The organism is Pseudomonas hefeiensis (assembly GCF_030687835.1).
GTDB classification, from domain to species: domain Bacteria; phylum Pseudomonadota; class Gammaproteobacteria; order Pseudomonadales; family Pseudomonadaceae; genus Aquipseudomonas; species Aquipseudomonas hefeiensis.
The window spans coordinates 5778230-5791900 of sequence record NZ_CP117449.1 but is presented as its reverse complement, the minus strand read 5'-3'; the positions used below and the strand labels follow the sequence as shown (position 1 = coordinate 5791900).

Sequence of the window (13671 nt, the reverse complement as noted above, 5' to 3'; positions counted from 1 at the left end):
CTGAAAGTTGGGTAGGAACAGACCATTTCTGGCCTGCTCCCCCCTAAAAACCGTACGTGCGCCTTTCAGCGCATACGGCTCAAGTCTCTACTTAACCCCCGAAATCGGGAGCCGGTTTGTTCACTGTTAGCCCACGAGCATGAAGCTGCTGGTGGCAAATGGGATGCAATAGTACCCGGTTGCTTAGCGAGTCACCACCGCCTTGTGAGCGATAAATGATGTGGTGGTCATGCCACCCCGTCTCGCTGGTTATCGGGTTCTTGCACAGTAAACACAGACCTTTTTGCGATTGAAACAGGTTTGATACTTGTTTACGGTATTTCAGCTTCCCGAGCATCCGGGACATCCGCAGTTTCTCGCCCATTTCCTCCATCGAAGGATCGAACGGGTTGTACTCCCCGCTGATTTTTCTGTGCCTCTCGATCGGCGTAGCCTCAAGGGTGTATAGCCTTATCTCCTCTTTGTCCCCAGTCTCTGTCAGTAACGTGGTGCAGAACACCCAGTTTCGACCCTCGATGAGTTGGAAATACTTCTTCCTGATCCAGTCGAGGCTTTTGTTCGGGTGTCGCCGTTTTGCCCAGCGCCATAGCGCTTGAAATATTTGAAAGTCCATGCGGCTGTACGCCTTCTTGGCGACTACTGGCTGGTGATACGACGCCCAGCCTCGCAGCATCGGGTTCAGCAATCGAATCAGATCCTCTTGCGTCACCGCTTTGTTGGTGCTGATGACCTCCTTGGCCTTGCGATAGAACGCTTTCACGTTTTTCTTGCTCGGCTTGATCAGAAGCTTCCCGCCGTACTTGCGGAAATTCCAACCCAGAAAGTCAAAGCCTTCATCTATATGGACGACATGGGTTTTCTCAGGGGATAACTGCAATCCGCGCACCGCGAGGAACTGCTCCACCCAAGGTTTGACTTCGCTATCGAGCACCTCTTTCGATTCGCCAGTGATCACAAAATCGTCCGCATATCGCACTACATTGATTTTCAGCTTCTTGGCCCGTGTCACGCCCAGATGTTGCTTGAGCTGTGTTTCCAGGCCATCCAGCACCATGTTTGCCAAGGTCGGCGAGATAATCCCGCCTTGAGGTGTACCGGCATCCGTTGCCTGAAGCTGGCCTTTATGGATCACGCCTGCTTTCAACCATTTGCGAAGAACCATTTTGTCCGTAGGGACGTGGTGGATCAGCCAGTCGTGGTTGATATGGTCAAAGCAGCCCTTGATGTCCGCTTCTAAAACCCATTTGGCCGATAGCCTCTTGGACAGGCAAACGAACAACTGCCCCATCGCATCCGCCGTCGAGCGTTCGATCCTGAAGCCGTAGCTATTGGGATCACCCGTGGTTTCTGCGATGGGCGCCAGAGCAAGCAAATACAACGCCTGCATTGCCCTGTCAGTCATGGTCGGGATGCCCAAAGGGCGCTCCTTTCCATTCGACTTTGGGATAAACACTCGCCGTAGCGGCCGAGGTTTATACCCGTGGCGCTTCAATCCATCTGCCGCTTTCCATTTGGCATCCGGTGTATCCCAGAGCACGCGGTCGACTCCCGCCGTGCGCTTGCCCTGGTTTTCAGTGACTCGCCGTACGGCCAAGTATCTGGCCGAGCGTGAGCGGGTCAGCATCCGCTGCAAGGCTTTCACCCTGCGCCAGTTGCCTTCCCGACAAGCCTTCGCAATCCGTATCTGCATTGCCCGAACGTTCCGCTGAACGCGATACCAGTCGATGTCGTGCCATTGCTGCGGAGCGTTGGAAGGCGCAGACACGGCTATTTGGCTGTGTTCTATCATGCTGCCTTCCTTTCAGATGGTCCTGAGCAGAAGACGTACACATCCCCTGATGGGGAGGGACGCTCCCGTCAGGGTTGGACTATTGGAAGGTCCGGTATTTCTGGACCTCGAAGTTCATTGAAACAGGCTCAATCAGCATTCATGCGATGAAAGACCACGCAGAAGTCTGCCCGGTTTCCCGTGGGATAATGTTCCAATCCCTATCCGAACCATTACAGCTCGGCGTTCGCTTTCTCTGCGATCCCATACCCGCACAGCCAACAGTTCACCTTGCGGTTTACCTGCCCGAAGGCAGCCATACGGGCTTACCACGTTCCCTGACTGTCACACGACTGGTTTAGGGCCTGCCTTTTCGCCGGAGGCTTGTGTAGCGACGTATTCCCACATCCCACAGGAATATCTGGCCTCGTACCTTTTGGTTCATGCCTGACAGCAGTTTGGGCATGGTTATCCTTACGGCGTTTATCAGCAGTTCACTTACGTTGCCCTTGCCAGCCAGCCTAGCGCCTCAACCCGGTACTGCTCCGAGCATCCATGACTTGCCTCGCAGCAAGATCACGCCCTGACGGGGGCTACATTGTCGGAAGAGCTTCATACCCCACCGTTACCAGTGACGCATGTCTTCCTAGGCTATCGTTGGTCGCACAACGAGTCCGCTACTGCTCAGTGACTGCAACAGTTGGACAATGACAGACAGAACTTTCGCTCATGTCTCCAGTTGAAATGGACAAGGACCGTAGGAAAACGGCTTGTCTGGGTGATGTTCCCCCTATTTGCAGAAGGAGGAACCCCTGCGGGGATTCTTCCCGTCAGAGTGAGGCCGTGAGGCCGATGTGATTAACTGAAGTAAGCACTCCCAGTCCGAAATCCGGACCATAACCACGCTTCCGAGTGCTAAGTGGTTTTGGGTTCGCTATTGCGCCGCAGCGACAACGAGTCTTTTTAGGCGAAGGACTCCTTGGGCGGTTTTGTTTCCCGGACTGGCTGCCGGGCTGTTGGTTCCTTTGCAAGAACCCTTCACGATGACTCCTCATCGCGAAGCTGGAGGCACGCTACGCGTGTCGCACAAGATGCTGGATAATAAAGCATGACCCGCTTGACGGCTAGCGCCGTCGGAGACCCTTGCAATGCCTGACCAAGATGTACGCTTGCAACACCTGAAAGTTTGGCTCGATGAACAGCTGCCGATCCTTTTTGTTCAACAGGGCTGGGGCGCCGTCCCCCCGGCCACGTTGACCGCCGCCAGCAGCGACGCGAGTTTCCGCCGTTATTTCCGCTGGGAAGGCGAGGGCCGCAGCTTGATCGTGATGGATGCGCCACCGCCCCAGGAAAACTGCAAACCCTTCGTGGACATTGCTTTTTTGCTGGCGAAATCCGGCATCAACGTGCCAAAAATTTATGCCGAAGACCTCGATCGCGGTTTTCTTTTGCTCAATGACCTGGGCAATCAGACTTATCTGGACGTGATCACCGACGAAAATGCCGACGAATTATTCCGCGATGCCTTGCAGGCCCTCATGGCTTTTCAACAACTGCCGATGGTCGCGCCACTGCCCAGCTACGACGTCGCTTTGCTGCGCCGGGAGCTGGAGCTGTTTCCTGAGTGGTACGTCAAACATGAACTGGGCATCGAATTCGATGCTGCTCAACAAGCGCTCTGGCAACAGGCCAGCGACCTGCTGATCAACAGCGCGCTGGCTCAGCCGAAAGTGCTGGTGCATCGCGACTATATGCCGCGCAACCTGATGCTCAGCGAACCGAACCCCGGCGTACTGGACTTTCAGGATGCGGTCTATGGCCCGGTGACCTATGACGTCACATGCCTGTTCAAGGACGCTTTTCTCAGTTGGCCCGATGAGCGCGTGCGCGGCTGGCTCGAGGGTTACTGGCAGCAGGCCGGTGCGCTAGGCATCCCGGTCCAGCCGGACTTCGAGGACTTCCTGCGGGCCAGCGACCTGATGGGCGTGCAGCGCCATCTCAAGGTCATCGGGATTTTCGCGCGTATTTGCCACCGCGACGGCAAGCCGCGTTACCTGGGCGATGTGCCGCGCTTCTTTGCTTATATAGAAGCGGTCATTGCCCGTCGCCCTGAACTGGCGGAACTCGATCAGTTGCTCTCCAGCCTGCGGCAATCGGCCGGAGCGACGGCATGAAAGCGATGATCCTGGCGGCGGGTAAGGGGGAGCGCATGCGCCCCTTGACCCTCACCACGCCCAAACCGCTGGTTCGCGCCGGCGGCGTTCCTTTGATCGAATACCATCTGCGTGCCTTGGTTCGGGCCGGGTTCAGGGACATTGTGATCAATCACGCCTGGCTCGGTCAGCAAATCGAAGATTATCTGGGAGACGGTTCACGTTTCGGCGTGAGCATCCAGTTCTCCCCGGAGGGTGAGCCGCTGGAGACCGGCGGTGGAATTTTCCGCGCCCTGCCGTTGCTGGGCGATGAAGCGTTCGTGGTGATCAATGGCGACATCTGGACCGATTACGATTTCAGCGCCTTGCGCCGACCTCGGGACTGCTTGGCGCACCTGGTGCTGGTGGATAATCCCGAACACCACCCGGGGGGCGATTTCATCCTGGCCGACGGACAGATTCATGATGGCGGGGACGCTGCCGACAAACTGACCTACAGCGGCATTGCCGTCTTGCATCCGCGGTTGTTCGAGGGCTGCTCGGACGGCGCGTTCAAACTCGCACCGCTGCTACGCAAGGCCATGGCCGAGGGCCTGGTCAGCGGCGAGCACCTGAAGGGACACTGGGTGGATGTAGGGACTCATGAACGTTTGGCGCAGGTTGAAACCTTGATAGAAGCGAGCCGTTGATATGTGGTGGCCAGGGACTCTGATTGGAGCCGGGGCGGGCTTTGCCATAGCCAGCATTCCGGGGGCCATGCTGGGTGCGTTGTTAGGACAAGCGCTGGATCGGCGACTTAATCTGCAAGGCTGGGCGCAGGTGCGCGAGCGTTTGGGTGGTCGGCCAGCGTTGCGCAACGATGAGTTGCTGTTTGTACTGCTTGGGCGACTGGCCAAGAGCGATGGCCGAGTGGTCGATGGGCACATCCAACAGGCTCGCCATGAGATGCGCGCCCTGGACTTGAGCGAACCGGCACAGCGCCGGGCTGTCGCCGCATTCAACCGGGGCAAAACCGGAAACGACCATTTGCGCGGTTATTTGCGTCGCCTTGCGACCCAGCCCCATGCGGCGGAAGGCGTGCTGCGGGCCTGCTGGCGGATGGTCTGGGCCGATGGTCGCGCAGGCACCGGCGAGCGTGAGTTGCTTGCCCAGTGGGGCAAGTGGCTGGGTTGGACGCCGCAGCAGGTCCAGGCACTGGCGGTGGATTACGAACCACACAAACATTCGCTGCCCAACAACGGTGTGACCTATCAGGAAGCATTGCGTTTGCTGGGGGTTTCGGCCACCAGCGAGCCGTCGCAGATCAAGCGGGCTTACCGTCGCCTGCTCAGCCGTCACCACCCGGACAAGATTGCCGGTAGTGGGGCGACGCCATTGCAGGTCCGTGACGCTACCGACAGAACCCGAGAGTTACATAACGCCTATCGGTTGATCCGCGAGCGGCGGGATTTTCGCTAGAAGGTGATAGCCGCTGTGGCTGGTTTGGGGGTTGCCTAAGCCTCACTCCCCCGGCTTTTGCGGGTTCAACCACCCGCGAACCCGACGAAACAGCTGTTCCTGCTGTGCCGATGAGTTGGGCACTGCTTTGAGCGATACCTGACTGAAGCTAGAACCTTTAAGACGTTTGCTGGCCTGCAGGCGCTCCAGTGCTTCATTGCGATCCTGCGGTTTGTCCATGTAGAAGATGTCGACGGTCGCCAGTTTCAAGGTGGGGGTCAGTTCGGCCAGGGCGGGTTTGACTGTGACCGGGGTCTGGGCGGCGACCATCACGAAACGCTCTATCTGCGAAGGTTGTTTTTCATTCAGGTAGCGTGCCGCCCAATAGGCGCCGGTGCCGTGGCCCAGCAAAACAATGCTGCGGGCGCTCTGCTGTTCGGCGTAAGCCAGTGCCGCATCGATACGGGCAAAGATACGTTCGGCATCGGCCAGGAGGTGTTCCTCGCTGGTTTGGGCAACGACCGGATCCACAGCGTCGGCCTCGCCGCCCGCCACCTGTTCAATCGGCGCTGCGGTGGTGGCGTCCGGTGCTGCGCCGGCCACGTCGGCCGGTTTGGTTTCGGGCGGTGTTTCCACGACGCGCGGTGCGATGACGTCGCTTTGCAGGTCCGGCAGGGTGATACTCAGGCTACTCCACTCAATGTCCGGTAGTTTTTTGCGCAATGGGCCGATCACTTGAGGCCAGTCAGCAGTTTCGCCGGCGCCGGGGACTATGATGACCGCGCCTTGGGGCTCGCTAGTGTTGGCCGGCTTCCAGAGAGCCAGGAAAGTGTCGCTGCCGGTCTGTAGCTGTTGTTGCTCCTGAAGAGGGAGATTTCGTTCAAGTGCCGTCGCTTCTTCCTCGCTACGCTCGAGCAAAGGCGGACGTTCGACCGGTTTTTCCTCGGCGGTTTGATCCGCCGCCGCGGGCGTCGGTTCTTCAGCCTGTACAGAAAAGGCGCTCGGCAGGATCAGCGACAGGCACAATGCTGGCAATGCCAGGCGATAAACAAAGGGCATCGGATATTCCAGGGCCAGAAGTATTTCCGGCAGCCTAATGGGTTGGTCAGTATTTGTCAGTGCGTGAGACTTCGAAGATGCGTTTTTGCTGCCTGTGGGTTATCGGCTGTTTATGGCTTCCCTTGATGGCGTGGGCCGCGCCTGCACCGTCGGTAAATGAAGTGCAACTGGACGCGGGCCAGCGACAATGGCTGCTCCAGCATCCGCAACTGCGCGTCGGCCTCGTGTTGCAGGCGCCGTATGCGCAATATGACCGGCGCTTGCAGCGCCTGTCCGGCACCAATGTCGAGCTGATGCAATGGTTGGGCAAGGCGTTGAATGTCGAGCTGACCTGGCGCAATTTCCAGGACGTGGCGCAACTGGAAGCGGCGTTGCGCTCCGGTGAGGTGGACGTTGCCCCAGGACTGACCCAGACCCCGGCCGGGCTGCGTCTCTGGCGGTTTTCCGACCCCTACATGCGTGTGCCGCAATTGATCGTCGGCCAGAAGAAAGGTGCCGAAGGGGTCGAGCTGGAAAAGCTCGATGCTCAAGTGCGGGTGGCGGTGCGCATGCCCAGCACCACGGCCGATTATTTGCGCAGCAATTACCCGACGTTGAATCTTCAAGGCGTACCGTTGGAACGCCAGGCCCTGCAACTGTTGTTGAGTCAACAGGCCGGTTACGCCGTGGTCGATGAGGCGCAATTGGGGCGACTGATGGTCGAGCCTGAATTCTCCGGGCTGGTGGTCGTGGGCGATATCGGGCTGCCGCAGCTGTTGCGCGTCGCCACCCGCCGGGATTGGCCGGAGTTGGCCGACATCATCGAGAGCGGTTTGCAGGCGATCCCGGCCAAGGAACTTGAGCAATTGCACAGTCGCTGGCTCAAACCCCAATATCCGCGGCTGACCGATTCCCCGGGTTTCTGGCAAAACCTGACCCTGTTGCTGCTGGCCCTGTTCTTGAGTTGCGTGGCCATCGTGTTCTGGCAGCGCCGCGAGCAAAGGGCGCTGGAACGGCGCCTTCGCTACGCGCGAAATGACATCGCCCAGCGGGCCGCCAGCGAGGAAGCCTTGCGCCTGACGCAATTTTCCATCGATCAAAGCACTGTCGGCATTCTCTGGGTCAATTGGGATAGCCATGTACGCTATGCCAATCGCGCTGCCGAAATCATGCTGGGCTATGCGCCGGGCGCCATCATTGAGCGACCCTTGATCGACTTCGAACCGGGCCTGCACATGGATCGCTGGCTGAACCTGTGGAAGCGCGCCCGGGCCAGCGAGGAGGGGCCACAGAGTTTCGAAACCGAATGTGTGCGGGCCGATGGAAGTATCCTTCCAGCCGACGTTTCCTTGAGCTTCCTGCGTTTTCGCGATGCCGAATACCTGGTGGTCTACATAAACGACGTAACCGAGCGCCGTCGAGCGCTGGCGGCGCTACGCGAAAGCGAGGCGCGCTTGCAGGGGATCGCCGCCAACGTCCCGGGCCTGGTCTTTCGCCTGGAACGGGCCCCAGTGACCGGGCAGATCGACTTTGCCTACATCAGTGAAGGCAGCGAAAGCCTCGTGGGGTATTCCCCCGCGACCCTGGCCCGTAGCGACACCGGCCTGCGCAGCCTCGTACACCCTCAGGACAAGGCTAGTTACCACCGCACTCAGGACCAGGCGCTGGACAGTGACAGCGACTGGTCGTGGCAGGGCCGCATCCTGACCCGCGAAGGTAGGGAGCGCTGGGCCGAGATCAAGGCCATTACCCGTCGTCTCGAGGACGGTGCCTACGTCTGGGATGGCATCGTCTGGGATATCACCGAAAGCAAGCGCATCGAACTCGAGCTGGCCAGCTCCCGGGAACAACTGCGCGAATTGTCGGCGCATCTGGAGAGCGTGCGGGAAGAGGAAAAAGCGCGTATAGCTCGGGAGGTCCATGACGAGCTGGGTCAGATGTTGACGGTCTTGAAGCTGGAAACGTCCATGTGCGAACTGGCCTATGCGCAGCTCGACCCGGGCCTGCAAGAGCGGCTCAACAGCATGAAGCGCCTGATTGCCCAGTTGTTCCAGTTGGTGCGGGATGTGGCGACGGCATTGCGTCCGCCTATTCTCGATGCGGGCATCGCCTCGGCCATCGAATGGCAGGCGCGGCGTTTCGAGGCGCGCACGCAGATCCCATGCCTGGTGCAGGTACCGGACAATCTGCCGCCCTTGAGCGACGCCAAGGCCATCGGTCTGTTTCGGATTCTTCAGGAAGCGCTGACCAATGTGATGCGCCATGCCCAGGCGCATACTGTAGAACTGACGCTGGTGCAGGAAGACGACCAGCTCTGTCTGACGGTGAGCGACGACGGTGTAGGATTCGTTCCCGCCACGGGTCGGCCGACCTCCTTTGGTCTGGTCGGCATGCGGGAGCGGGTGTTGATCATGGGCGGGCAGTTATCGTTGGAAAGTGAGCCGGGGGAGGGTACGACCCTGGCGGTGCGGGTGCCGGTGAATGAGGCCTGATGGTTTTTGGTTGGCTTGGCTGACGCTGTCGCGAACAGGCTCGCTCCCACATTGATTGAGATACATACACGCACACCACCCTGTGGTAGCGAGCCTGCTCGCGATGAGAACCTGAATCTGGAGAAAAGAGTGATCCGTGTACTGGTAGCCGAAGACCACACCATCGTCCGCGAAGGCATTAAACAGTTGATTGGCCTGGCGAAGGACCTGGTGGTCGTGGGGGAGGCGAGCAATGGCGAACAATTGCTGGAGACCCTGCGGCATGTGCCCTGTGAGGTGGTGTTGCTGGATATCTCCATGCCTGGCGTCAATGGCCTGGAGGCGATCCCGCGGATCCGTGCGTTGAACAATCCGCCGGCCATCCTGGTGTTGTCGATGCACGACGAGGCGCAAATGGCGGCGCGGGCGCTGAAGGTCGGCGCCGCCGGCTACGCGACCAAGGACAGCGACCCGGCCTTGCTGCTCATGGCGATCCGCAAGGTCGCGGCCGGCGGACGTTACATCGACCCGGAGCTGGCCGACCGCATGGTTTTCGAAGTTGGCCTGACCGACAGCCGACCGCTGCACTCGCTGCTGTCCGAGCGCGAATTCTCGGTATTCGAGCGCCTGGCCCAAGGGGCCAACGTCAATGACATCGCCCAGCAATTGGCCCTGAGCAGCAAAACCATCAGCACTCACAAAGCGCGGCTGATGCAGAAACTCAACATCACCTCATTGGCGGAGCTGGTGAAGTACGCGATGGAGCACAAGCTGCTCTAAGCCTCACACGGTTCCCTTGTGGGAGCGGGCTTGCTCGCGAAGGCGATCTTACATTCAACGCATTTGTCGACTGACACACCGCTTTCGCGAGCAAGCCCGCTCCCACAGGATAGATGCGCCGGCATATCCATTTGCGACACGCCCCGACATCGCTTTTGCCCCTGCTTGCAGCTTGCAGCTCATAACTCACGACTGTCCTTATCCAATCCCGCCATCGTTGTAGGGAAATCCCTACACCGACTCTTCCATCCGGCTGAGGCTATTCTCTCCTGCGTCCCGATTTGCGCGGCCCCCAGGCTCCACTAGGCTTGATTCACAAGCAGTCATCAATACAAAAGGTGCGGGTATGAGCCAGGTCGATTCAAGCGCGGGGGCCAGTGATGTGCTGGTCAGCTTTCGTGGTGTGCAAAAGAGCTACGACGGCGAGAACCTGATCGTCAAGGACCTCAACCTGGACATTCGCAAAGGCGAATTCCTGACTCTGCTCGGGCCGTCCGGTTCCGGCAAAACCACCAGCCTGATGATGCTCGCCGGGTTTGAAACACCGACCGCCGGCGAGATCCAACTGGCCGGGCGCTCCATCAACAACGTGCCGCCCCACAAGCGTGACATCGGCATGGTGTTCCAGAACTACGCCTTGTTCCCACACATGACCGTTGCCGAGAACCTGGCATTCCCGCTGACCGTGCGCGGCTTGAACAAAAGCGACGTGAGTGATCGGGTCAAGCGCGTCTTGAGCATGGTTCAGTTGGACACGTTTGCCCAACGCTACCCGGCGCAGTTGTCCGGCGGCCAGCAACAGCGCGTGGCCCTGGCCCGGGCGCTGGTGTTCGAACCGCAACTGGTGCTGATGGACGAACCCCTTGGCGCGCTGGACAAACAACTGCGTGAACACATGCAGATGGAGATCAAGCATCTGCATCAGCGCCTCGGTGTGACCGTGGTCTACGTGACCCACGACCAGGGCGAAGCCTTGACCATGTCCGACCGCGTAGCGGTGTTCCACCAGGGCGAAATCCAGCAAATTGCCGCGCCGCGCACCCTCTACGAAGAGCCGAAAAACACTTTCGTCGCCAACTTCATCGGCGAGAACAACCGTCTCAACGGCCGCCTGCACAGTCACACTGGCGACCGCTGTCTGGTGGAGCTGGGGCGTGGCGAAAAGGTCGAGGCCCTGGCGGTGAACGTCGGCAAACCCGGCGAGCCGGTGACCCTGTCGATCCGCCCGGAACGGGTGAGCCTTAACGGCGCAAGCGAACAATGTGTCAACCGCTTCTCAGGGAGGGTGGCGGAATTCATCTATCTGGGCGACCACGTCCGGGTTCGCCTGGAGGTCTGCGGCAAGAATGACTTCTTCGTGAAACAACCCATTGCCGAGCTCGATCCCGGGCTCACCGTTGGGGACGTGGTTCCGCTTGGCTGGCAAGTCGAGCATGTGCGTGCGCTCGACCCCCTTCTAGAGGCGAATTGATCGCCCCCCTGCTGTACCAACACCAACCCTGCACGTGGAGAGAACAATAAATGTTGAGATCCCTGAAGTTCACAGCCCTGACCCTGGGCATGATGGGTGCGGCAAGCGCGATGGCGGCGGGCCCGGACCTGACTGTGGTGTCTTTCGGTGGGGCGAACAAGGCGGCTCAGGCCAAAGCCTTCTACGCACCATGGGAAGCGGCCGGCAACGGTAAGATTATCGCTGGCGAATACAACGGCGAAATGGCCAAGGTCAAGGCCATGGTCGACACCAAGAGCGTTTCGTGGGACCTGGTGGAAGTCGAATCCCCAGAGCTGTCCCGTGGTTGTGACGAAGACATGTTCGAGCAACTGGATCCGGCGCTGTTCGGCGAGGCCGAAGACTACGTCAAGGGTGCCATCCAGCCTTGCGGCGTGGGCTGCTTCGTATGGTCGACCGTGCTGGCCTACAACGCTGACAAGCTGAAAACCGCGCCGACCAGTTGGGCGGATTTCTGGGACACCAAGCAATTCCCGGGCAAGCGTGGCCTGCGCAAAGGCGCCAAGTACACCCTGGAATTTGCCTTGATGGCCGACGGCGTCGCGCCTAAAGACGTCTACAAGGTACTGGCCGGCAAGGATGGCCAGGATCGCGCCTTCAAAAAGCTCGACGAACTCAAGCCGAACATCCAGTGGTGGGAAGCCGGCGCCCAGCCGCCGCAATACCTGGCTTCCGGTGACGTGGTCATGAGCTCGGCCTACAACGGCCGGATCGCCGCGGTGCAGAACGAAAGCAACCTGAAAGTGGTGTGGAACGGCGGTATCTACGACTTCGACGCTTGGGCGATCCCACGCGGCCTGGACAAGACCCGCGCCGAAGCAGCGAAGAAATTCATCGCCTTCTCGGTGGCGCCGCAGCAGCAAAAGACCTACTCGGAAAACATCGCCTACGGTCCGGCCAACACCCAGGCTGTACCGCTGCTGTCCAAGGATGTCTTGAAAGACATGCCGACCACCCCGGAAAACATCGCCAACCAGGTGCAGATCGACGTCAGCTTCTGGGCTGATAACGGTGAGCAACTGGAGCAGCGCTTCAACTCCTGGGCGGCGAAGTAACCCGACGGTCTGAAGCTGGACGAGATCCATGTGGGAGCGAGCCTGCTCGCGATAGAGGTCTGTCAGACACATCAATATTGAATGTGTCGCAGCCATCGCGAGCAAGCTTTGCTCCCACGGGGGAATCAGCTTCCACAGTTTGGGTGTTTCAAAAGAACAGAGGCGGTACGCCGCCTCTGTAACGATCAAAAAGATTTGCGGAGTTCGCCATGGCCATCGCCGTTCCACTGAACGCGGGCACCAGCCCCACCCTGAAGCAGCGGCTCAAGCGCGCCGAGCGGGTCAACCGCTGGAAGGCCCAGGCCTTGATCGCGCCGCTGGTGTTGTTTCTGTTGCTGGTGTTCCTGGTGCCGATCGTGGCGCTGCTGTTCAAAAGTGTCAGCAACCCGGAAGTGGTCAACGGCATGCCGCGTACCGTCGCTGCGGTCGCTGCCTGGGACGGACGTGGGTTGCCAGGCGAGCCGGTATACAAGGCCGCCAGCGAAGACCTGGCCGAGGCCCGCAAGAATCAGACACTGGGCGATTTGTCCAAGCGTCTGAACATGGAACTGGCTGGCTACCGCAGCCTGATGACCAAGACCGCCCGTGCGCTGCCGTTCGCCACTGAACCGGCCTCCTATAAAGAAGCGATGGAGAGCCTCGACGAACGCTGGGGCGACCCGGCGTATTGGCAGGTGATCCGCCGCAACACCAGTGATGTCACCCCGTATTACCTGCTGGCGGCTGTCGATCATCGCATCGATGACCTCGGTGAACTGGCCCCGGCCACCCCCGATCAGGCGATCTACCTGGATATTTTTGCCCGTACGTTCTGGATGGGCCTGGTGATTACCGCGATCTGTCTGGTGCTGGCCTATCCATTGGCCTACCTGCTGGCGAACCTGCCGTCGCGCCAGAGCAACCTGCTGATGATTTTGGTGCTGTTGCCGTTCTGGACGTCGATCCTGGTGCGGGTGGCAGCTTGGATCGTGCTGTTGCAATCGGGCGGACTGATCAACAGTGGCCTGATGGCCATGGGTATCATCGATAAGCCGCTGGAGCTGGTGTTCAACCGCGCCGGCGTCTACATCTCCATGGTCCATATCCTGCTGCCGTTCATGATCCTGCCGATTTACAGCGTGATGAAAGGCATCTCACCGACTTACATGCGTGCGGCGATTTCCCTGGGTTGCCATCCGTTTGCCAGTTTCTGGCGCGTGTACTTCCCGCAGACCTATGCCGGTGTCGGCGCCGGTTGCCTGTTGGTGTTCATCCTCGCCATCGGCTACTACATCACCCCGGCGCTGCTGGGCAGCCCGAGCGATCAGATGGTCAGCTATTTTGTCGCGTTCTACACCAACACCAGCATCAACTGGGGTATGGCCACGGCGCTCGGCGGGTTGTTGTTGCTGGCAACCGTCGTGCTCTATCTGATTTACAACTGGCTGGTGGGCGCCAGTCGCCTGCGCCTGAGCTGAGG

Annotated in this window: 10 protein-coding genes; 8 read left to right on the top strand and 2 right to left on the bottom strand. The window is 59.5% G+C overall.

Annotated elements, in window-relative coordinates; translation table 11 throughout:
* Positions 1–91: 91 nt before the first annotated feature.
* Positions 92–1789 carry a group II intron reverse transcriptase/maturase gene (gene ltrA / locus PSH57_RS26220; RefSeq protein WP_305386245.1) on the bottom strand — a complete coding sequence of 566 codons (1698 nt, stop codon included), beginning with the start codon at positions 1787–1789 and terminating at the stop codon, positions 92–94.
* 1127 nt (positions 1790–2916) lie between these two features.
* Here ltrA and PSH57_RS26215 point away from each other — a divergent pair.
* The 3 genes from PSH57_RS26215 to PSH57_RS26205 are packed head-to-tail and all read left to right on the top strand — an operon-like array spanning position 2917 to position 5379.
* The gene (locus tag PSH57_RS26215) at positions 2917–3942 is read left to right on the top strand and encodes an aminoglycoside phosphotransferase family protein (protein WP_305386242.1); all 1026 of its coding nucleotides are present in this window, start codon (positions 2917–2919) and stop codon (positions 3940–3942) included.
* Complete coding sequence (murU, locus tag PSH57_RS26210) at positions 3939–4610, top strand: N-acetylmuramate alpha-1-phosphate uridylyltransferase MurU (protein WP_305386240.1); 672 nt, start codon at positions 3939–3941, stop codon at positions 4608–4610. The genes PSH57_RS26215 and murU overlap by 4 nt, the downstream gene beginning before the upstream one ends.
* A 1-nt stretch (position 4611) precedes the next feature.
* The gene (locus tag PSH57_RS26205; RefSeq protein WP_305386239.1) at positions 4612–5379 is read left to right on the top strand and encodes a TerB family tellurite resistance protein; all 768 of its coding nucleotides are present in this window, start codon (positions 4612–4614) and stop codon (positions 5377–5379) included.
* A gap of 42 nt (positions 5380–5421) precedes the next feature.
* Here the strand turns inward: PSH57_RS26205 and PSH57_RS26200 are convergent, their stop codons facing one another.
* Positions 5422–6417 (bottom strand): alpha/beta hydrolase family protein, encoded by a 996-nt coding sequence (locus tag PSH57_RS26200; RefSeq protein WP_305386236.1) that lies wholly within the window; start codon positions 6415–6417, stop codon positions 5422–5424.
* Between the two features lie 77 nt (positions 6418–6494).
* Here PSH57_RS26200 and PSH57_RS26195 point away from each other — a divergent pair, with 77 nt between their 5' ends.
* The 5 genes from PSH57_RS26195 (at position 6495) to PSH57_RS26175 (ending at position 13669) form a co-directional block, all read left to right on the top strand.
* Positions 6495–8888 (top strand): PAS domain-containing sensor histidine kinase, encoded by a 2394-nt coding sequence (locus PSH57_RS26195; protein ID WP_305386235.1) that lies wholly within the window; start codon positions 6495–6497, stop codon positions 8886–8888.
* 129 nt (positions 8889–9017) lie between these two features.
* Positions 9018–9647 carry a response regulator gene (locus PSH57_RS26190; RefSeq protein WP_076383435.1) on the top strand — a complete coding sequence of 210 codons (630 nt, stop codon included), beginning with the start codon at positions 9018–9020 and terminating at the stop codon, positions 9645–9647.
* A gap of 346 nt (positions 9648–9993) precedes the next feature.
* Entirely contained in the window at positions 9994–11118 is a 1125-nt protein-coding gene (locus tag PSH57_RS26185) for an ABC transporter ATP-binding protein (RefSeq protein WP_305386231.1), read from the top strand.
* Between the two features lie 50 nt (positions 11119–11168).
* Positions 11169–12212 carry an ABC transporter substrate-binding protein gene (locus tag PSH57_RS26180; protein WP_305444790.1) on the top strand — a complete coding sequence of 348 codons (1044 nt, stop codon included), beginning with the start codon at positions 11169–11171 and terminating at the stop codon, positions 12210–12212.
* 209 nt (positions 12213–12421) lie between these two features.
* Positions 12422–13669: an ABC transporter permease gene (locus PSH57_RS26175; protein ID WP_305386226.1), complete on the top strand. Its 1248-nt coding sequence runs from the start codon at positions 12422–12424 to the stop codon at positions 13667–13669.
* The last annotated feature ends 2 nt before the right edge of the window (positions 13670–13671 follow it).

What these genes read in the sequence shown, in the direction of transcription:
- ltrA (WP_305386245.1), bottom strand. Translation starts at nt 1,789, where the DNA reads ATGATAGAACACAGCCAAATAGCCGTGTCTGCGCCTTCCAACGCTCCG.
- PSH57_RS26215 (WP_305386242.1), top strand. Translation starts at nt 2,917, where the DNA reads ATGCCTGACCAAGATGTACGCTTGCAACACCTGAAAGTTTGGCTCGAT.
- murU (WP_305386240.1), top strand. Translation starts at nt 3,939, where the DNA reads ATGAAAGCGATGATCCTGGCGGCGGGTAAGGGGGAGCGCATGCGCCCC.
- PSH57_RS26205 (WP_305386239.1), top strand. Translation starts at nt 4,612, where the DNA reads ATGTGGTGGCCAGGGACTCTGATTGGAGCCGGGGCGGGCTTTGCCATA.
- PSH57_RS26200 (WP_305386236.1), bottom strand. Translation starts at nt 6,417, where the DNA reads ATGCCCTTTGTTTATCGCCTGGCATTGCCAGCATTGTGCCTGTCGCTG.
- PSH57_RS26195 (WP_305386235.1), top strand. Translation starts at nt 6,495, where the DNA reads ATGCGTTTTTGCTGCCTGTGGGTTATCGGCTGTTTATGGCTTCCCTTG.
- PSH57_RS26185 (WP_305386231.1), top strand. Translation starts at nt 9,994, where the DNA reads ATGAGCCAGGTCGATTCAAGCGCGGGGGCCAGTGATGTGCTGGTCAGC.
- PSH57_RS26180 (WP_305444790.1), top strand. Translation starts at nt 11,169, where the DNA reads ATGTTGAGATCCCTGAAGTTCACAGCCCTGACCCTGGGCATGATGGGT.
- PSH57_RS26175 (WP_305386226.1), top strand. Translation starts at nt 12,422, where the DNA reads ATGGCCATCGCCGTTCCACTGAACGCGGGCACCAGCCCCACCCTGAAG.